The 20,228-nt window shown below is 67.8% G+C and carries 14 protein-coding genes and 1 tRNA gene; 7 read left to right on the plus strand and 8 right to left on the minus strand.

Going from position 1 to position 20,228, the window contains the following annotated elements; translation table 11 throughout:
• Nucleotides 1-35: 35 nt before the first annotated feature.
• Together NJD74_RS13410 and ubiA are read right to left on the minus strand one after the other, a co-directional pair.
• Entirely contained in the window at nt 36-1,460 is a 1,425-nt protein-coding gene (locus NJD74_RS13410) for a TIGR00366 family protein (protein ID WP_319624330.1), read from the minus strand.
• A 122-nt stretch (nt 1,461-1,582) separates the two neighbouring features.
• Nucleotides 1,583-2,476 carry a 4-hydroxybenzoate octaprenyltransferase gene (gene ubiA, locus NJD74_RS13415; RefSeq protein ID WP_319624331.1) on the minus strand — a complete coding sequence of 298 codons (894 nt, stop codon included), beginning with the start codon at nt 2,474-2,476 and terminating at the stop codon, nt 1,583-1,585.
• A 158-nt stretch (nt 2,477-2,634) separates the two neighbouring features.
• Between ubiA and NJD74_RS13420 the strand changes: the two genes are divergently transcribed.
• A tRNA-Arg gene (locus NJD74_RS13420) sits at nt 2,635-2,711 on the plus strand.
• Nucleotides 2,712-2,853: 142 nt separating this feature from the next.
• Here NJD74_RS13420 and NJD74_RS13425 read toward each other — a convergent pair.
• The 3 genes from NJD74_RS13425 to NJD74_RS13435 all read right to left on the minus strand — a co-directional run bounded on the left by NJD74_RS13425 (nt 2,854) and on the right by NJD74_RS13435 (nt 10,733).
• The gene (locus tag NJD74_RS13425) at nt 2,854-4,209 is read right to left on the minus strand and encodes a Gfo/Idh/MocA family oxidoreductase (protein ID WP_319624332.1); all 1,356 of its coding nucleotides are present in this window, start codon (nt 4,207-4,209) and stop codon (nt 2,854-2,856) included.
• Between the two features lie 53 nt (nt 4,210-4,262).
• On the minus strand, nt 4,263-7,235 hold the full coding sequence (locus tag NJD74_RS13430; protein ID WP_319624333.1) for a TonB-dependent receptor: 2,973 nt from the start codon (nt 7,233-7,235) through the stop codon (nt 4,263-4,265).
• Between the two features lie 138 nt (nt 7,236-7,373).
• The gene (locus NJD74_RS13435) at nt 7,374-10,733 is read right to left on the minus strand and encodes a TIM-barrel domain-containing protein (protein WP_319624334.1); all 3,360 of its coding nucleotides are present in this window, start codon (nt 10,731-10,733) and stop codon (nt 7,374-7,376) included.
• A gap of 333 nt (nt 10,734-11,066) precedes the next feature.
• Here NJD74_RS13435 and NJD74_RS13440 point away from each other — a divergent pair, with 333 nt between their 5' ends.
• Genes NJD74_RS13440 through NJD74_RS13465 form a run of 6 tightly spaced genes read left to right on the plus strand, consistent with a single transcriptional unit; the run spans nt 11,067 to nt 18,291 of the window.
• Nucleotides 11,067-12,224 carry an SIS domain-containing protein gene (locus NJD74_RS13440; protein ID WP_102788646.1) on the plus strand — a complete coding sequence of 386 codons (1,158 nt, stop codon included), beginning with the start codon at nt 11,067-11,069 and terminating at the stop codon, nt 12,222-12,224.
• Between the two features lie 6 nt (nt 12,225-12,230).
• A complete protein-coding gene (locus NJD74_RS13445; RefSeq protein WP_070472464.1) occupies nt 12,231-13,157 on the plus strand; it encodes an ROK family protein in 927 nt (308 codons plus the stop codon).
• Between the two features lie 23 nt (nt 13,158-13,180).
• On the plus strand, nt 13,181-14,509 hold the full coding sequence (locus tag NJD74_RS13450) for a D-tagatose-bisphosphate aldolase, class II, non-catalytic subunit (RefSeq protein ID WP_070472466.1): 1,329 nt from the start codon (nt 13,181-13,183) through the stop codon (nt 14,507-14,509).
• Nucleotides 14,510-14,543: 34 nt separating this feature from the next.
• On the plus strand, nt 14,544-15,320 hold the full coding sequence (locus tag NJD74_RS13455; protein ID WP_019185238.1) for a DeoR family transcriptional regulator: 777 nt from the start codon (nt 14,544-14,546) through the stop codon (nt 15,318-15,320).
• Complete coding sequence (nagA, locus tag NJD74_RS13460) at nt 15,317-16,432, plus strand: N-acetylglucosamine-6-phosphate deacetylase (protein WP_070472469.1); 1,116 nt, start codon at nt 15,317-15,319, stop codon at nt 16,430-16,432. The genes NJD74_RS13455 and nagA overlap by 4 nt, the downstream gene beginning before the upstream one ends.
• A 53-nt stretch (nt 16,433-16,485) precedes the next feature.
• Complete coding sequence (locus NJD74_RS13465) at nt 16,486-18,291, plus strand: MFS transporter (protein WP_102788647.1); 1,806 nt, start codon at nt 16,486-16,488, stop codon at nt 18,289-18,291.
• Between the two features lie 24 nt (nt 18,292-18,315).
• Here NJD74_RS13465 and NJD74_RS13470 read toward each other — a convergent pair whose 3' ends face one another.
• The 3 genes from NJD74_RS13470 to NJD74_RS13480 all read right to left on the minus strand — a co-directional run bounded on the left by NJD74_RS13470 (nt 18,316) and on the right by NJD74_RS13480 (nt 20,209).
• Nucleotides 18,316-18,816, minus strand: coding sequence for a hypothetical protein (locus tag NJD74_RS13470; protein WP_070472475.1), 501 nt, complete (start codon nt 18,814-18,816; stop codon nt 18,316-18,318).
• 47 nt (nt 18,817-18,863) lie between these two features.
• Complete coding sequence (locus NJD74_RS13475) at nt 18,864-19,424, minus strand: HdeD family acid-resistance protein (protein ID WP_070472478.1); 561 nt, start codon at nt 19,422-19,424, stop codon at nt 18,864-18,866.
• 71 nt (nt 19,425-19,495) lie between these two features.
• Nucleotides 19,496-20,209 carry a ComF family protein gene (locus tag NJD74_RS13480; protein WP_070426156.1) on the minus strand — a complete coding sequence of 238 codons (714 nt, stop codon included), beginning with the start codon at nt 20,207-20,209 and terminating at the stop codon, nt 19,496-19,498.
• Nucleotides 20,210-20,228 lie beyond the last annotated feature (19 nt).

Consider the following 20,228-nt stretch of genomic DNA (forward strand, 5'->3'; position numbering starts at 1 on the left):
TGAGCCAACGTCTGCAGATGACGCGCAGATGACGATCACGGCATCACCGGCGGCACGTAGGTCAGCGTCATGCCGAGCAGCCACAGCAGGCCGAGCACCAGCGGGATGTGCACGAGCAGCTGGATGAAGGTGAAGCCGACGATGTCGCGCGCCTTCAGGCCGAGCACCCCAAGCAGCGGCAGCATCCAGAACGGGTTGATCAGGTTCGGCAACGCCTCGGCCGCGTTGTAGACCTGTACCGCCCACCCCAGATGGGCCTTCAGTTCGTTGGCCGCCTGCATGACGTACGGCGCTTCGATGATCCACTTGCCGCCGCCGGAGGGCACGAAGAAGCCGAGCACGGCCGAGTACACGCCCATCACCAGCGCGAAGGTGTCGGTGGTGGCGATATGCACGAACAGGGTGGAGAGCCGATGCGCGAGCGTCTCATCGCCACTGCCGGTGGCGTGGGTGAGGATCATCGCGATGCCGCCATACAGCGGGAACTGGATCAGCACGCCGGTGGTGCTGGGGACGGCCTTGGCCACGGCGTTGAGGAAGCTGCGCGGGCGCCAGTGCAACAGCAGGCCAAGCGAGATGAACAGGAAGTTGTAGGTGTTGAGGTTGGCGATGGCGGTCACCACCGGCTTGCTGGCGAACTCGCCGAACAGCCAGCCGAACGCGAGCAGCGAGAGCAGCACGGTGAGCAGCGGGCTGTACTCCAGCCACTCGCCGGGGCGGGTGCGCGGCTGCAGCGGCTCGGCCTCGGCGCGGGCAGCGCCTTCGAAGTCCTTGGCGGTGCGCGCAGTGGCGGCGCCGGGGGCGGTCAGCCAGGCGATCAGCAGCGAGACCAGGATCAGCGCGGCGGTCAGCGCGATCGACTGCCACAGGAAGATGGTTTCGGTGAAGGGCAGCACGCCGGTGATCTCGACCAGGCCGGGCGGCATGCTGGCCGGGTTGGCCTGCAGCTGCGCGGCCGAGGAGCTCAGGCCCATCGCCCAGACCGCGCCCAGGCCGAGATACGCCGAGGCACCGGCGGCGCGGTAGTCCATGTGGAGTGCTTCGCGGCGGGCCAGTGCGCGGACCAGCAAGCCGCCGAACACCAGCGAGAAGCCCCAGCTGAGCAGCGAGGCGAGCATGCTGATCAGACCGACGTAGACCACCGCGCCACGGCCGGTCCTGGGGACGCGGGCCAGCAGATCGATGAAACGCGCGACGATCGGCGCGGTAGCGACGGCATAGCCGCCGATGACCACGAAGGCCATCTGCATGGTGAAGGGGATCAGGCTCCAGAAGCCCTCGCCGAATGCCGTAGCGGTGGCCTGCGGGGTGGCGCCGAAGCCCATCGCGGCGGCGGCGACGATGACCACGCCGAGCACCGCGAACACGTACGCATCAGGGAACCACTTTTCCGCCCAGGCGGCCGAGCGCAGTGCCGCGCGCGCCATCCAGCCGTCCTGTACCACCGTCGACGTGTTCATCGTCCCGCCCTCCCCGATCATTCAATGGGAGGGATTCTGGGCGTTGGGGGCGGCGCTGTCAGTCGCCTAATGGTCGTAGTGCGCGTTACCGGTAGCACCCGACCGTCGGTCGGGTGGACCCCTCAGCGCAGTGCCAGCGACACCGCGATGCCGGCGAACAGCGCCGCCCCGACCCAGTTGTTGTGCAGGAAGGCCTTGAAGCACGGATCGCGCTCGCGCTTGCGGGCGATCCAGAACTCGTAGGCGATCAGCCCGGCGGCCACGCCGACGCCGAGGCCGTAATAGACGCCCAGCCCGGCGCGCAGGCCGACCAGCGCCATCGTGCCCAGGAACAGCGCGTAGAGAATCCCCTGGATCACCAGGTCCAGATCCCCGAACAGGATCGCGGTGGAGTGCGAGCCCATCTTCAGGTCGTCATCGCGGTCAACCATGGCGTACCAGGTGTCATACGCGGTCGACCACAGGATGTTGGCGCCGTAGAGCAGCCAGCCGATCACCGGCACCTCGCCCTGCACTGCGGCAAAGGCCATCGGGATGCCCCAGCCGAAGGCCATGCCGAGATAGACCTGCGGCAGGTGGGTGTAGCGCTTGAGGTAGGGGTAGCTGGCGGCCAGGAACACGCCGATGAAGCTCATGCCGATGGTGAGCCAGTTCAGGGTCAGCACCAGGGCGAAGGCGACGATCATCAGCCCGGCGAACAGGGCCAGCGCCTCGCGCCCGGAGACAGCGCCGCTGGCCAGCGGGCGGTCCTTGGTGCGCTTGACGTGCGGGTCCAGCCAGCGGTCGGCGTAATCGTTGATCACGCAGCCGGCCGAGCGGGTCAGCCAGACGCCGGCGGTGAACACGAACAGCGTCCACAGCGGCGGCAGCCCGCCCGAGGCCAGCCACAGCGCCCACCAGGTGGGCCAGAGCAGCAGCAGGGTGCCGATCGGACGGTCGGCGCGCATCAACTTCCAGTAGTGCCGCCAGCGCGACGGGGGCGCCGCCTCGGGCGCCTCAAAACGTTCGTAAGCCATCGGTAAAGGATACCGCCTGGGCTGGCCGGGCGCGCCGTCGCCCGGCGCATCGGTGCGGGGGGCAGACCTGCGCGGCGTTTACGGATAGAATGCTCCTCCCGCGCCGCTTTGGCGGTCCGTGGCCCCATCAGGCGGCCCGGCGGGACGCAGGACACAACGCGCTCGTAGCTCAGCCGGATAGAGTAGTGGCTTCCGAAGCCATTGGTCGGGGGTTCGAATCCCTCCGGGCGCACCATCCTCGCCACTTCCCCGTGTTCATTGCTTTGCCTGCGCTGACCGCGCCCAGGCTGGGCCGCGCCATCGCCTGGCCGACCGGGTGAACGCGCGCACGGAATGGCCGGTACACATCGGTACCGGCCCTGGGACGTCAGCCTTCCTCAGTACGTCCCATCAAACGCGAAGATCGGCTTGCGCTGCTTCCACAACCCGGCGGTGAAGTCAGGGAACTCCAGCGTCTGGAAGCTGTTGGCGATGGACTGCTCGGACAACGGCGTAATCGCGCTCCAGGTGATCGCGTCGTAGATGTCGATCGGCATCGGTGCCTTGGCCTTGAGGGCCTCCACAAAGGCATGGATGACGAACCAGTCCATGCCACCGTGGCCGGCGCTGGCCGCGGTAGCGGCGTGCTGCTTCCACAGCGGGTGCTCGTACTGGTCCTGGTAGGCCTGGAACGGTTCCCACTTGTGCGGCGGGCTGCGGCCTTCGATATGGATGGACTGGTTCACATCCATCCACAGGCCCTTGGTGCCCTGCACGCGGAAGCCCATCGAGTACGGGCGCGGCAGCGAGGTGTCGTGCTGCAGCAGGATGGTTTCGCCGTTCTCGCAGGCCAGCGTGGTGGTGACGATGTCGCCGAGCTTGAAGTTCACCTTGGTGCTGGGATGGGTGGTGCCGCCGCTCTTGGCCACGGTGTACTCATGCAGACCGCGCGCCTTGCTGGCGAAAGCGTTGATATGGGTGAAGCGGTTGCCGCGGTTGATGCCGGTGTACATCGCGCACGGGCCGATGCCGTGGCTGGGGTACAGCTCACCGTTGCGCTTCATCGAGTGCTCGGTGCGCCAGCGGGCTTCGGACCAGCCCTTGGCGCCGAACTCCACGCCGCTGTCATAGGGCTGGCTGGGGTCGCCGGAATTGAACTTCACCCCGCGCAGGTCGTGCTGGTAGCCGCCCTGCAGGTGCACGAGTTCGCCGAACAGGCCTTGCCGCACCATCTGCAGCGCCGCCATCACGTCGCGGCGATAGCAGACGTTCTCCAGCAGCATGTAGGGGGTGCCGGTGGACAGCTGGGTCTTGAGGACATCCCAGTGGTCCTGCAGGGTGATGCCGGCGACCACTTCGCAGCCCACCGCGACCTTGGCCTGCATGGCCGCGATCGCCATCGGCGCGTGGTATTCCCAGGGCGTGGCGATGACCACGCCATCCAGGCCGCGCTGCTCGATCAGCCGCTTCCAGGCGTTGACGTCGCCGTCCTGGCCGTACGCCTTGGGCGCCGGCTTGCCGGCCTTGGCGACCATGTCCATGCCGCGCTTGAGCATGATCGGCTCGATGTCGCACAGCGCGACCACCTCCACGTCATCGCGGCGGACCAGTTCCTTCAACAATACCTGGCCGCGCATGCCGGTGCCGATCAGGCCCAGCCGTACCTTGCGACCGCGCGCCCAGGCGGGCGTGTTCGGCAGCAGGCTGGTGGCGGCGACGGCCGCGCTGGCGGCGATGAATTCTCTGCGTTTCATGGACAGTACCTCGTGTGAAGATCGCGCCGGCCGGGACCGGCGCGAGGGTTGCATCAGAATTTGTAGCCCACGGTCAGACTGTAGCCGCGACCGAAGATGGTGGCGTAATCGCTGGAGTCGCCCAGGAAGCTGTTCGGGTCATAGAACGGCAGACGGTCGAACAGATTCTTGATGGTGAAGCCCACGTTCCAGTGCTCGTCCGGGCGCCAGGCCACGCTCAGGTTGGCGGTCCACCACGACGGCGCACCATCGCACTTGCTCTGCTCCACCGGCAGGTAGCCGGCGGTGCACGTCTGCGGGTTGTTGTCTTCCTCGTCGATCTGCTGCAGCGCCCACTTGGTGCCGCCGACGTAGTTGACGAAAACGCTGGTGGTGACCTGCTTGTAGCTCCAGTCCGCGTTCAACGTGGCGCGCAGGCGCGGGTTGTTGTAGTAGCCGACCAGGTCGCCGTAGTACCAGCCGCTTTCGTCATCCAGGTAGGAACGGTTGCGGTTGGCGAGGGTGGCAGCCACGCCGATGTTCAGGTTGCCCCACTCGCCCAGCGAGAAGCGGCTGCGCGCGTCGATGTCGAAGCCGTCGATCAGGGTCTTGCCACGGTTCTTGTACTGGCCCACCACGCTGGCCACGTTGCCGACGCTGTAGCCGGGCAGCGTGCCGGGACAGGCGACGCCGCTGGCCGGGTCGGCGCACATCGCCGCCAGGGCGGCCAGGTTGGCGCGGTCGCTGTCGGTGATCGGCGAGCGGGTGGAGGAGATGATGTCTTCATCGCGGGTGAAATCCGGGGCGACGATTTCGTTGCTGCGGTAGATGAACCAGTAATCGGCCGATACCGAGAGCCACTGGGTCGGCTCGTAGACAAAGCCCAGCGTGGTGATCTTGGCCTTTTCCGGCTTCAGGTCCGGGTTGGGCTGGGTCATGCGCGCCACGGTGCGGCTGCAATCGGTATTGAGCAGGGTATTGCCCAGGTCCACGTCACCGCCGCGCTGCGACTTCAGCAGCAGGTTGGCGATCGCGTTGGTCTCGTTGCAGCGCACTTCATCACGGTAGCCCCCCAGCTGGGCGAACACGCCGCCGTTGCCGGACTCGGCCAGGCTGGGCGCGCGGAAGCCGGTGGAGTACGTGCCGCGCAGCATCAGCTGGTCGAACATCTGGTACTTCAGGCCGATTTTCGGGGCCAGGTTGGCGCTGAAGTCCGGGTACTTGTCCACGCGCAGCGCGGCGTCCAGTTCCAGCTTCTCGGTGAGCGGCGCCACCGTCTCGGCGAACAGCGCGTAGGTGTTGCGCTTGCCGTCGAACCACGAGCCACCCTGCTGGGTGATCAGGCCGTTGGCCGCGTCCGGGTTGCCAGGCGTGTAGAAGGTCTCGCGGCTGGCGTTGAAGCCGAAGGCCGCACGCACTTCGCCGGCCGGCATCTGGAACAGCGGGCCTTCGATCTTGCCGTCCAGGGTATGCAGGCGCGTCCAGGACTGGATATCGAAGGTCGGGAACGCTTCGCGGATCAGCGCGGCGTTGGCCTCGCTGATCTCGCCGAACTTGTAGGCCGGATGGTCGGAAATGATGACGCGGCCACTGCCCGGGTCGACGGAGTACGGGCCAAAGGCCTTCTCGAAGCCGGCCAGGTTCACGTTGGTGGTCTGGTAGGTGACCGAGTGGCTGCCCGCGGTGGCGAAGGCGGTTTCCCAGTTCCAGTCGCCAATGTCACCGCGCAGCCCGGCCACCACGCGGTAGCTCTGATCGGTGTTGCGCTGGCCGAAGTGGTTGGCGCCCACGTCCTGCAGCAGGTACTGCAGGCCGACCACGCCGCCCATCAGTGCCTTCAGTTCGGGCGAGGCGTTGTTGTATTCGTTGTTCGGGCCCAGGTACGGATACAGGAACTGGTTGACCGTGGTGCCGGTATTGCGCGAGAACCAGCTGGTCGGGTTGCCGGTGGTGGTGCCGTAGGCACGCGGCGTGCCACCGTTGGCGGTCAGGTCGATGTCGGTGTACGTGGCTTCGGCGAAGGCTTCGGTGCTGTCGCCGATCAGGAAGTGGGCGTTGACGTAGCCGGTGTTGCGCTCGGACTTGGCGCCGGCGTCGATCTCGTTGTTCATCCACGTCTCCCAGATACAGCGCGGGCCGGCCGCTTCGCTGGTGAGTACGTTGTTGCAGCCCGGGGCGGCTTCCTGCACGCGGCGGCCGGTGACCGGATCGAAGGCGAAGTAGCTGCCCGGGTTGAACTCGCCCGGCTTGCTGCCGGTCCCCAGGCGCAGGTTGGGCAGGTAGTTCGGGTTGTTGACGTAGTACTGGTCGGGCCGCTTGTCGTAGAAGTCGCTCAGCGGAATCGCATCGCGCCGGTACAGGTTCACCGAGGCGTAGACGTTGTAGCGGTCTTCATCCAGGTCGCCGAAGCCGGCGGTGATGCTGCCCTGGTGTTCGCCGTAGGAGCTGATCCGCGAGGATTTGTCAGTGGTGAGATTGATCTCCGCGCCCTGGTAGGAGCGCTTGGTGATCACGTTGATCACACCGGCCACCGCATCGGTGCCGTACACGGCCGAGGCACCGTCGGTCAGCACTTCCATGCGTTCGATCGCTGCAGCGGGGATTGCATCGATGTTGACGAACTGGGTCTGGAAGCCGGCCGGCGCGCCGTAGTAGGACAGGCGACGGCCATTGAGCAGCACCAGCGTACCCTGTGCGCCGAGGCCGCGCAGGTTGGCCTGCGAGGCACCATCCGAACCGGTGAACAGCGAGCGCGCATCCTGCTGACCCGGACGTGCCGCCGGCAGATTGTCGAGCACCTGCAGCAGGGTGCGCGCACCCATGTTCTCGATGTCCTGCTTGCTGATCACCTGCACCGGCGAGGCGGTTTCCACATCACTGCGGCGGATGTTGGAGCCGGTCACCTCGATGCGCGACAGCTCGGTGGCCTTGGTATCGGGCGTTGCGTCCTGGGCGCTGGCACTGCCGACCACCGCGACGGCCAGGCCGAGTGCGATGGACAAGGGGGTGGCGGTGATGCGGCGATGGCGATGGCGTTCGGTCAACATCTTGGGCTCCTTGTTCGATCCGCAGCGTGGGGCTGGCGGTGGATGGGTGTGTTCGGGCAAACGTCCCCCGTGCCGCGGCCAAAGGGCCGCAGACGGGAAACGGGAGAGAGCTGTTTTTCTGAAAGCGTGTTTCTTCGGTTACGGCGACACGATGCTGGCGGTATCGCCCTCCTGTCCGATCAGGGCGGCATTGGCCCAGTTGCCACAGACCTCCGCGGGGTGGTCGCCCTGCGCTCCGAGCGTGCGCAGGCTCAGCCGCTGCAGGCCGCGCACGTCCAGCTCCGGTTTGACCACGCCGGGTGCGTTGACCAGGCCGCTGTCATACAGCAGCCGACCGTCACCCCACACCTGGAACTGCATGCCGCCGGCGGTGCGGCACTGATCATCGATACCCAGGTCGGCGCGCAGCAGGCGCCAGCTGCCGTTGAGCTTCAGGTCGATGCGGCCGCTGGCGTTGACGCCCAGGCCGCGGCGGAAATGCAGGCCGTTCATGCGCATTTCCGCCTGCCCGCCGAAGGCGTGGTCAGTGGCGACGCTGGCCTGCAACGGTGTCGGCAGCGGCAGCGCAGACAGGTACAGCTGCTGCGCCGGGCCGTCCGGCTGCGGATGCTCCAGCACGTGGAAGGTGGACAGCACGATCGGGCCGACATCGCGCGGCTGCAGCGCATCCACCGCACGTGCCACGCTGCCCTGCGCAGCCGTCACCATCGGATCGGCACCACTGGCGCCATCACCTTCCGGGTTCTGCGTGCTCAGCACGCGGAAGCGCAGCAGGCGGCCGGCATGGGCGGGGAAGTCGATCTGCTGCATTCCCTGCTGCAGGGTCAGACGACCGCGCTTGATCGGCTCACCCCACTCGCCGTTGCTGTCGGCCATGTAGATTTCGTAGTCGCGGATCTGCCCGTTCTTCCAGTGCTGGTCGTTGCGCGGCGCCAGTTCGATGCCGTCGATCAGCTTGCGTTCGCCGAAGCCGAGCACCCACTCGTGCGCGCCGGTCTTGACCGCCTGGTTGCGCACGGTGCGGAACCACGTGGCCGGATCATCGTCGAAGGCTTTCTCCATCTCATAGCCCTGCTCCTCGGCCGGCCGGTTGACCACCAGCAGGCTGTCGGAGGGCAGCGCGCGGCCCAGTTCCGGTGCGGCCGGGAAGGCATCGTCGACCGGTGCGGCGGCGATCGGCAGATCCAGCTGCAGCGTGAGTGCCTGGCGGATGTCGGTCGGCGCGGTGCGCACGTGCAGGGTGCCGCGGCGCTCTGCCGCATCGAAGTACCAGCCCTCGCCCGCACCTTGCCACGCTGCCTGGTCGGCCAGCATCGGCAGCGCGCGTCCGCCCAGCGTCACCGTGGCCGGGCGCTGGCGGCTGAGCACGCGCAGCGCATAGCGGCGCTGCGGCAGCTGGCCGGCATACCGGCCCTGCACCGGATCGATGCGCACCTGCACCGGGCCAGTGCCCTGCGCCGGGGCCTGCACCGTGATCGCCTGCGTGCTCGATTCGCCTTTCTCATAGCGGCGGGTGGCGCCATCATCTTCGTACAGCGTGTACTGCGAGGTGCCCCGCGGGTACAGATCGAAGGTCACTTCATCCAGCGGCTTCTCACCGTCGTAGAGCATCGCCGGGTACATCGGGATGATGGCGCCGGCGCGCACGAACACCGGGATCGTGGCCAGATCGACCGGACGATCCAGCGAGCGCCCCTCGGCGCCGGCCTGCAGCTGGCGGCCATCCCAGTAGTCGATCCAGCGGCCCTGCGGCAGGTGGATGTCGCGGCGCCAGCCACGGCTTGCGGCCTGGCTGCGGTACACCGGTGCGATCAACAGCTCGCGGCCGAGCAGGAACTGGTACTTGTGCGCTTCGGTGTAGGCCTGCGGGTCCTGGGGGTAGTCCCACATCAGCGCGCGCAGCAGCGGTGCACCGCTGGTCGCTGCATCGTGTGCCAGCCCGTACATGTACGGGGTCATGCGCATCTTCAGCTTGAGGTAGTCGCGGTTGACGCTGCGGTAGGGCTCATCGAACCACCACGGGTGCTTGCGCGCATTGCCCGACCAGCCGGACATGCCCATCAGCACAGGGGTGAAGCTCTTCCACTGCAGGTCGCGGGTGAAGGTCTCGGCGCTGCCGCCAAAGATCGCGTCCACGTCGCCACTGGCGTAGGCCATGCCGGACAGGCCCGAGCCGATCAGGGTCGGAATGTGCCAGCGGATGTAATCCCAGCTGCTGCTCTGGTCGCCGGTCCAGGCCACCGCATAGCGCTGGATGCCGCCCCAGCCCATCACCGTCCACAGGAACGGGCGCGAATCTGAGTTGTCCATGATGCCGTTGAACGCGGACTGGTTGGCATCCATCGCGAACTGGTAGCCCTTGCCGGTCCAGGCCACGTCCAGCTTCTGCACGCGGCTGCCGGCGGTACCGACTTCCCAGGCGATCTTGTCGACGCCGTTCTCGGTCCACAGGCCGGTCCTGAAGCCGTACTTCGCCAGCCCCTGCACGGTCTCGGGCAGCTTTTTGTAGCCGCAGCCGTAACCATCGTTGGGGAGGATCCAGCCGCCGGGCATGTCGTGCTCGCGGTACTGCCTGGCCACGCTGTCGACCACGTCGGACGTGGTGCCGGTCGGGCCGTCGCTCCAGCCGTCGGGCACGCTGCCCGGCTTCTTGATGTTGTTGCCATCGTTGTAGCAGTCGGCGTCGCCATAGGAGAACGCCCAACGCGGCAGCAGGCCGGCGCGGCCGGTCAGCGTGGTGTAACGGTCCAGCAGCGTATGCAGGCTCGGCCCGACGAAGTAGTACGCATCGAAGCGGTCCTCGCGGTGCAGCAGCGTGGCCTGGTCGGCCTGGCGCAGATCGTAGGTGCCGTCGCTCCACGTGTTGCGCAGCATGCCCCAGCCCCGCGAGCTCAACAGCATCGGCGCCGGGTTGGGGCGATCGCCTTCTTCCCAGCCACCGGAGTACGACACCTCCAGTTCGCGGCCCTTGAACTCGAAGCGGCCGTTCTGCTGGCCACCGCCGTAGAAGTGCTCATCGCTTTCGCTGGAGAGCACCTGCACGCTCTGATCCTTGTCCAGGTCCAGCGGCTGCAGTTCGCGCCACAGCGCGACATCGCGGTCACCCTCGCGGCGGACCAGCGCCAGGCGCAGTGGCTGGCGCTGGATGTGCAGGACCAGCGCATCGGTGCGGATGCGCACCTCGTTGGCATCCTCTTCCAGTTGGACGGCAACCTTCGCGGCCGGCTGCGGCAGCACGATCGGGGCGGCCTTGTCGCCGGCACCGGTGAGCGTGCCGTTGCGGCCGGCGCGCACGCGCAGGACGTCATCGCGCAACAGGTCCACGCGCACCGTGGCGCCGGTATCGGTGCTGAGCGTCCAACCGGGGGTGCCGTCGTTGGCGGGGGTGGCACTGATCGCACGCAGGTTACCCACCGGCGCGGCACTGGCGGTGCCGCCCAGCGCCACTGCCGCAAGCAGTGCAATCGTCAGACCAGTGCGTCGTAACCGGAAGTCCACCTTGCCCCCAAGCCCGCGGTGAGCGGGAAACTGAAACCAGTGCGGCCGACTCTAGGGCAGGGTCTCGAAAGATGTCAACAAATTGCAAAGAAAAAGGAAGGATAATTTATATAAACCGAAAGATACTGTGCCGTCCTTCTTTCCAAACGGCGCCTGAATACGCGTTTTCGACCGCCCGAAACCTTGCTGCGGCGCGGCATTCCGTCGAAGTGCTGACGGTAGCCCGCGAAGAAGACGACGAAAACTGTGACCGAACTACCTTTTCTTTATCTTTCGATATTTGACATTTCGAAAGAAAACGCAGAAGGTGCGGTCGCCCAACAGGAATTGCGAATGGACGCTTCTCTGCTCCCTGATTTGCCCACGTGGCAGCGCCTCGGTGGCGCCTATACCGCCGAAGAAATCGCCCAGCAGCCCCGGCTGTGGGCCGCGCTGGCCGGCCTTCTGGTCGCAGCGCAGGCGCGCATCGATGACTTCCTCGGGGAAGCCCTGCGCGATCCCGGCCAGTTGGTGATCTTCACCGGCGCCGGCAGCTCGGGGTTCATTGCCGAGATGGTGGCCGACCAGATCAATGCGCAGTGGCCTGCCGAGGTCCGCGCCGTGCATACCACCAGCCTGCTGACCCATCCGGCGCTGTACCTGCGCCGCGACCGCCCGACCCTGCTGGTCTCGTTCGGGCGCAGCGGCTCCAGCCCGGAAAGCGTAGCGGCGGTGGATCTGGTCCGCGACCAGGTCGACCGCGCACGCTTCGTGGATATCACCTGCAATGCCGAAGGCGAACTTGCCAAGCGTGGTCACGGCCGCAGCGATACGCTGTCGCTGCTGATGCCGGCGGCCAGCTGCGACCGCGCCTTCGCGATGACCAGCAGCCTGAGCTGCATGCTGCTGGCCGCGCTGAGTGCGTTCGACAGCGCCCCGTGGGCGCAGCGCCTGGAACGTCTGCACAGCCTGGCCAACCACGGCGAACGCGCACTGGATGCCTGGGATGCGGCGGTGGCCGCGCTGGCCCAGGCGCCATACTCGCGCGTCATCTATCTCGGCAGTGGGCCACTGGAAGCGGTCGCCCGCGAGGCCGCGCTGAAGGTGCTCGAACTCACCGCCGGCCAGGTGCTGGCGCTGGCCAATACCCCGCTGGGGTTCCGCCATGGGCCCAAGTCCACCCTCAACGGTGAAACGCTGGTGGTGATGCTGCGCAGCGCACAGCCGCTGGCCCGCCGCTACGAGCAGGACCTGTTGAACGAACTGCGCCGCGACGGCATCGCCGGGCGTGTGTTGTCGATCGGGCCGGATGACGCGGACCGCGCCGACGGCGACTTCGTCCTCGCCGCACCTGCACTGCCCGATCCGTGGCTGGCCCCGCTGTGGTTGCTGGTGCCGCAGTGCTATGCGCTGCAGCGTTCGGCCGCGCTCGGCATGACGCCCGACAATCCCTTCCCCGACGGCACGGTCAACCGTGTGGTGCAGGGCGTGACCATCCACCCCCACGGCTGAGCACGCATGCAGACCTGGTACGGCATCGACATCGGCGGCACCAAGATCGAGCTGGTCGCGTGCGACGCCGCGCTGGCGGTGCATCATCGCCAGCGCGTACCGACGCCGACCCGGGACTACGCTGCGTTCCTGCAGGCGATCGTCGATCTGGTCGATGCGGCGGATGCCGCGCTCGGCCAGCGCGGGGTCGCCGTCGGCCTTGGCCTGCCCGGCGTGCGTGATCGCGCCAGCGGCCGCCAGCTCAGTGCCAATGTGCCCAGCCTGACCGGTCACACAGTCGGGGCGGACCTGCAGGCTCGCCTGCAGCGCCCGCTGGAACTGGGCAACGATCTGCAGTGTTTCGCCTTGTCCGAAGCGCATGACGGCACCGCCGCCGGGTATCCCAGCATGTTCGGGGTGATCCTCGGCACCGGTGCGGGCGGTGGCTTCTGCGTCGGTGGCCGGCTGATCGCCGGGCACAACGGCATCGCCGGCGAATGGGGCCACTGGAGCCTGCCCGCCACACTGCAGCAGCGCCACGATCTGCCGCTGCTGGACTGCGGCTGCGGCCTGCGCGGCTGCCTGGAGCGGTACGTGTCCGGCAGCGGCCTGGCGATGATCCATGCGCGGCGCGGTGGTACAGCGCTGGATGCTGCCGAGGTGGTCGCACGCGCGCAGGCCGGCGATGCGATCGCGCAGCAGGCGCTGGACATCCACCGCGACCTGCTCGGCTACAGCTTCGCCAGCCTGATTCTCGCGCTCGATCCGCACGTGATCGTGCTCGGCGGTGGGCTGTCCAAGCTGGAGCAGCTGTATCGCGATCTGCCGGCCGCGATCGCGCCGTACCTGTTCACCGGCGTGCGCGTGCCGCCGATCCTGCCGCCCACCTTCGGCGATGCCGGCGGTGCGCGGGGCGCCGCCCTGCTCGCACGTCAGCACCATCCCTCCCCCTGAACACCGCTGTTACTGGAGTTGCCATGTCCGCCGTCCAATCGTTGATCGCCACCCATCGCCAGGGCGCCCCCGTCGGGCTGTACAGCGTCTGCTGCAGCAACGCGCAGGTGTTGCTGGCGGCGATGCAGGTGGCGCAGCGTTACGACACCCTGCTGCTGATCGAGGCAACCTCCAACCAGGTCGATCAGTTCGGCGGCTATACCGGTATGACCCCACCGCAGTACCGCGACTACGTGCTGCAGCTGGCGCGCGATGCGGGCTTCCCGGCCGAGCGGCTGGTGCTCGGCGGCGACCACCTCGGTCCGAATGCCTGGCAGAAAGGCCCCACAGCGGCCGCAATGGCCAACGCCCGCGAGCTGATCGCCGCCTATGTGGCCGCCGGTTTCCACAAGATCCACCTGGACTGCAGCATGTCCTGCGCCGATGACCCCACGCCGTTGCCGGACGCCATCGTCGCGGCGCGCTCGGCCGAACTGGCGCGGATTGCCGAGCGCACCGCTGCCGAGCACGGGCTGCCGCCGCCGGTCTACGTGATCGGCACCGAAGTGCCGATTCCCGGCGGTGAGGCCTCGCTGGCCGGTGGCCTGCAGGTGACGACGCCGGCGGCCGCGGCCACCACCCTGGCCATCCACCGCGAAGCATTTTCCGCCCCGGACCTGCTGCCGGCCTGGGAGCGCGTGATCGCGATGGTGGTGCAGCCCGGCGTGGATTTCGACCACAGCAGCGTGCACTACTACGACCCTGCCGCCGCCGCGGACCTGTCGGCCTTCGTCGAACAGCAGCCGCGCATCGTGTTCGAAGCGCACTCCACCGATTACCAGACCGAAGCTGGCCTGCACGCGCTGGTCCGCGATCACTTCGCAATCCTGAAAGTCGGCCCGGCGGCAACCTATGCCTTCCGCGAAGCGGTGTTCGCGCTGGCGATGATCGAGCGCGAGCTGCTGCCGGCCACGCAGCACTCGCAGCTGATCGAGGTGCTGGACCGCTGCATGGTCGACAAACCCGGCAGCTGGCGCAGCTACTACCAGGGCGACGAACACGAACTGCGCCTGCTGCGCGCGTATTCGCTCAGCGACCGCAGCCGCTATTACTGGGGCGAGCCGGCGGTGCAGGCGGCGCTGGACACGCTGGTCGCCAATCTCACCGCGCACGCGCCGCCGCAGATGCTGCTCGGCCAGTTCATGCCCGAACAGCTCAAGGCGATCGAAGCCGACGAGCTGCAGCCCGAACCGCTGGCGCTGATCCAGCACAAGGTGGCGCTGCGCCTGGCCGAGTACGCCCGGGCCTGCAATCGCAACGTCTCGGGCGCGCATAACGAAACCCGGCAGGCCAAGGAGCTTTCGGAACGGTAAGCTTCGGCTTTCCCTTTCGAACGGAATCGCCCCCATGCGAAACACCCGGCAGCGCCGCCAACAGATCCTCCAGACCCTGGTCGAGCACGGCAACGTGCAGGTCAGCGAGCTGGTGGAGCGCTTTGCGGTGTCGGCAGTGACGATCCGCGCCGACCTGACCCACATCGAGTCGCAGGGGCTGGCCACGCGCACCCACGGGGGCGCCACGCTGGTGCGCACGCCGCCGCAGGAACAGGACATCCACGAGAAGGATGCGCTGAACCTGCCGATGAAGGACCGCATCGGTATCGAGGCGGCCAAGCTGGTCAAAGCCGGCGACAACATCATCATCGATTCCGGCTCGACCACGATGACCCTGGCGCGGCACCTGCGCGGGCATCGCGATGTCACGGTGATGACCAACGGGCTCAACATCGCCTGGGAGCTGGCCAATGCGCCCGGCGTGGAGCTGCTGCTCACCGGCGGGCTGCTGCGCAAGCAGTCGCTGTCGCTGCATGGCAGCCAGGCCGAAGCCAGCCTCAACACCTACAGCTTCGACACGTTGTTCCTCGGTGTGGACGGCCTGGACCTGCAGTTCGGCCTGACCACCCACCATGAGGCCGAAGCCAGCCTCAACCACCGCATGGTCGAGCGCGCGCGCCGCATCGTGGTGCTGACCGATGCCTCCAAGTTCGGCCGGGTCAGCCTGCACCGCATCGCGCGGCTGGACCAGGTCCATACCATCATCACCGACGCCAGCATCGAGCCCGAGTACCTGGAAGGGCTGCAGCGGCTGGGCGTCGAAGTGATCATCGCCGAGTCCCCGCCTTGACCGAGTCCCGCTCCCTGCACGGCCGCCTGCTCACCGACACCGGTTGGGTCCGCGGCGATCTCCATTTCGACCAGCGCATCACTGCCATCGACACCGCGCACGCCGACCCGCGCGACGATGCGGAGGTGCCGCTGATCCTGCCCGGCTTCATCGACCTGCATGTGCATGGCGGGGCCGGGGTGGACATCATGCAGGGCGGCACGACCGCGCAGACGGTGGCCCGCGCGCACGCCCGGCACGGCACCACCGCGCTGCTGGGCACCACCATGACCGCGCAGGAAGACGACATCACGCGGGCGCTTGAAGGCCTGTCCGCTGCGATCGCCACGCGCGAACCCGGCATGGCGCGCGTGCTCGGCGTCCACCTGGAAGGCCCCTTCATCAGCGCGCAGCGCCTCGGCGCGCAGCCACCATTGGTGGTCGAGGCCACCCTGGCCGACGTGCAGCGCCTGCACGCGATCGCCCCGATCAAGGTGCTGACCCTCGCCCCGGAAATCGGCCAGCACCTCGCGCTGATTCCTGCCCTGAGCGCGCTCGGTATCCGCGTGCAGCTCGGCCACAGCGCCGGCAGCTATGATGACGGCGTGGCCGCATTGAACGCCGGTGCGGCCGGCTTCACCCATCTGTTCAATGGCATGACCGGTGTGGACCACTACCACCCGGGCATCGCCACCGCCGCACTCGCGCATGCGCAGTACGCCGAACTCATTCCCGATCTGCAGCACGTGCATCCCGGCGCGATCCACACCGCGCTGCGCGCGATTCCGCGCCTGTACTGCGTCACTGATGCGACCGCCGCTACCGGCATGCCCGATGGCGAATACGCGCTCGGCGTACAGCGCGTGCACAAGTGCCTGGGCTGCGTGCGGCTGTCGAGCGGCTCGCTGGCCGGCAGCGCACTGACCATGGACCAGGCGCTGCGCAACCTGGTCTCGCTCGGCCTGGACATCGCCGATGCCTCCCACCGGCTGTCGCGCTACCCGGCCGACTACCTTGGCATCGATGACCGCGGCCGTATCGCGACCGGTGCCTGGGCGGACCTGGTGGTGCTCGACCACGACCTGCGCGTGCGCGGCGTGGTGGTGGAAGGCGACGACATCGCGCTCGACTGAGCGTGGACTCCCGCGCCGCCATGGCGCACGCAGCAGCAGACAGGACCGGCACGATGAACGACGTTTCCGCAGCCATGCCCGTGCACGCCGGCGCTTCCGCGCCACGCTGGCCGGTACGCTATCTGTTGTTCATCGGTGGCATGGGCGGGCTGCTCTACGGCATCGACATCGGCATCATCGCCGGCGCCCTGCCCTATCTGGAGGCCACCGCCACCGCGAGCTGGCACCTGACCAGCCAGCAGCTGGGTTTCGTGGTCGCCGCGGTGCTGTTGGGCAGTGTGCTGTCCTCGCTGTTCGCCGGGATGGTCGCCGACCTGATCGGCCGCCGTGGCGCGATGCTGCTGGCCGGCGTGCTGTTCACCGCGAGCATTCCGGTGATGGCATTGTCCGATGGCTATGGCGCGCTGTTGATGGGGCGCCTGCTGCAGGGCATCAGTGGCGGCCTGATCGGTGTCGTCGTGCCGCTCTACCTGGCCGAAGTGCTCAGCCCGGAACGACGTGGGCGTGGCGCGGCGATGTTCCAGTTGCTGCTGACCATCGGCCTGGTGCTGGCGGCCGTGATCGGGCTGTACCACGCGCATGCAGTGGATGCGGCGACGGCCGCGGTGCGCCATCTGCCCGGTGCCGAGCAGCAGCGCCTGCTGTTCGACGTCAAGGATCACGCCTGGCGCACCATTTTCTGGAGCTGCCTGCTGCCTGGGCTGGTGTTCACCGGGGGCGTGCTGCTGATCAGTGAATCCCCCCGCTGGCTCGTGCGCCGTGGCCGCATCGACAAGGCGCGCCGTGCCCTGCAGCGTACCGTCGCCGCGGATGAGGTGGAGCCGACCCTGCAGCGCATGCAGGCGCCCGAAGAGATGCAGACCGGCCGCAACGGCAAGCGCGACCCGCTGCTCAGCCGCCGCTACGTGTGGCCGTTCGTGCTGGCCTGCCTGGTGCTGGCCTTCACCCAGGCCACCGGCATCAATTCGGTGCTGGCCTACGCGGTCAACATCCTCAACCAGGCCGGCCTGCCTGGCTCGGTGGCCAATGGCGCCGATGTGGCGATCAAGCTGCTCAATGCCGTGATGACGGTGGTCGCGCTGCTGCTGGTGGACCGCAAAGGCCGCAAGTTCCTGCTGATGCTGGGCAGTGGCGGCATCACGCTGTCGCTGCTGGCTGCGGCGCTGCTGTTCGTGCAGAGCGAACGCGGGCGGCTGGATGTGCAGGCCGCGCTGCAGCAGCAGGTGAGCGGCACCACCTTGTCGCTGCCGCTGGACGCCGCGCAATGGCAGCGCCTGGACGGCAACGCCGGCACCGCGCCCCAGCAGCTGACCGTGTCCTACGCCTACGGCGGCTTCAGCAACGTGCGCTCACTGCGCAGCGACAACCCGATTGACGCCACGCTGCAGATCCGCCGCGAAGATGCGGTCTCCGCCGACAGCGTGATCGGCCGCTTCTTCCGCACGCTGCATCTCAACCCGTTCCCGGACCCGGCGCAGGCCGCGAACGCGCCGCTGGTGATCGAACGTGCGGTGATCGGCCCGGTGCCCTCGCCCACCCACGGCTGGCTGGTCGCCGGCTGCATCCTGCTGTTCGTGGCGTTCTTCGCGGTGGGCCCGGGCGTGTGCGTGTGGCTCGCGCTGTCCGAGCTGATGCCCACCCGCATCCGCTCCAACGGCATGAGCATCGCGCTGTTGATCAACCAGTTCGTTTCCACCGTGATCGCCGCGATCTTCCTGCCCACGGTCGGCCACCACGGCTACGCCAGCATGTTCTTCTTCTGGGCCGGTTGTACGCTGCTGTACTTCCTCATCGCCGCATTCTGGCTGCCGGAGACCAAAGGCAAATCGCTGGAGCAGATCGAGGCGAATTTCCGCTGAGCGCCTCCGCGGATCGCGAGGTGCTCAGGGCGCCTTGCCGGTGATCTCGGTATACAGCCGGTGGGCTTCCTCGTTGCTGTCCAGTCCGCTCACCTGCATGGACTGCGCGAAGGGGCCGGCGATGACGGCGACATTGAGGACCTGATCGCCAACGGTAAACGCCACACGCTTGGCGACGCGCGCTTCCGTCGCGGCGAGGATCCGCGGCGCCGCGGCATCCGTGAAGCGCAGGATCAGCGTCCCGTGTCCGGTGGTCCCGTCGCTGCCCACGGCCACCGAGGCGATGTCGGCCGTGGTGATGAAGGCCGGCTCGATCAGGGGCAGCACGTTGCCGTCGCGGTCCTTGAGCGTGGTGACGCCGGGGTGGCGGGCATCCTCGGCCACCTCACGCATCTGGATGCGTGCGTTCGCCAGCGGTGCGACGCCCGCCGGTGTCTCGATCGCCGCCGGCGCAGGAGGTGCCTGGGTGCAGGCGCTCAGTCCGGCACCCAGCATCATGGTGGCGATCAGCAGACAACTGCGCATGCCTGTTTCTCCTTGTGTGGGGACACGAGTATCGCCGCTGCGCGTGCTCAGCGCAGGCGGCGGATGCGCCAGGCCACCACGATCTGCAGTACGCCATAGAGCAGGCTGCCGATCCCTATCCACAGCGTGGTGACGGCAATGCCCGCCATCGGGTTGGCCACCATCATCGCGCCGAGCACGATGGCCAGCACGCCGCTGAGGATCAGCAGCCACTCGCCCTGGATTTCCTTGCGCACCCGGACCGCGAACACGATGCGGTAGATGCCGGCGACGATCAGCCAGGCCGCCAGCAGCAGGATCAGCACGCTGGCCGTGGCCAGTGGGTTGAGCACAGCCAACGCGCCGAACACCAGCGAAGCCAGCGCATAGACCAGCAGCCAGCCACGCGGCACGCCACTGCGGCCGAACAGCGCGAACAGACTGATCAGGCCTTCCACGAGGGCCATCACGCCAATCGCCCAGGCCAGCGCGGTGGCGGCCGACAGGGGCCGCGTGATCGCGATCAGCCCGAAGACCACGGCAACTACGCCGTACAGCATCAGCACCCACCAGCTGCGGCCGATGGCAGTGAGAAGAGGTGAGGTGCGCGAATCCGGCGGCAGGTTCATGTGACGTCCTTGCGGGGATGATGACGGGCCGATGGTACGACCTCGCGCCGTGCAGGGCGCGGCAACGGGGCTTACGGCACCCGCGCGCAGACCCAGACCTGCATCGGCCCGGCGCCGGCATACTGCAGCGCGCGCAACGCGGCATCGGTGGTCGCCCCGGTGGTCATCACATCATCGACGATGGTCAGCCCGGCGGGCGGATGCCCACGCACGGCGAAAGCATCGCGCAGGTTGCAGCGCCGGGCGTCCGCATCCAGCGTCGATTGCGCGGCGGTCTGGCGGGTGCGCTGCAGCCCGTTCCAGAGCGGGCAGCACAGCCCGCGTGCCAGTGGCTTGCTCAGTTCCAGCGCCTGGTTGTAACCCCGCTGGCGCAGGCGGCGGCGGTGCAGTGGCATCGGTTGCAGCGGCCCGGCCAGAAACGACGGCACGCGCTGCAGCATGAGCTGCGAGAGCAACCGTCCCGCGGCCAGATCCTGGTGGAACTTGAACCGGATGAGCAGCCTGTCGATCGGCGGCGCGTACAGGAACGCGGCACTGGCCGCCGCCTGGCGGGGACAGTCGTCCACACATCGCTCGCAGTGATCGCCGTCGGCGTCCCCGGGGTCGTCCACCGCCAGCGGCAGGGCGCAACGCCGGCAGGCACGGTCGTTCCACGGCAGCGCCCGATGGCAGGCGCGGCACAGGTCCATGCCGTCCTCGCCGGGACAATCGCAGACCAGGCAGCGCAACGGCAGGATCTGCCAGCCCAGCCAGCCCAGCGCACCGTAAACTTTAGATAAGATCATATGGTTGACAGATGGTGAC

Origin of the sequence: Stenotrophomonas sp. RG-453, assembly GCF_033843685.1 — a bacterium.
Lineage (GTDB): Bacteria > Pseudomonadota > Gammaproteobacteria > Xanthomonadales > Xanthomonadaceae > Stenotrophomonas > Stenotrophomonas bentonitica_A.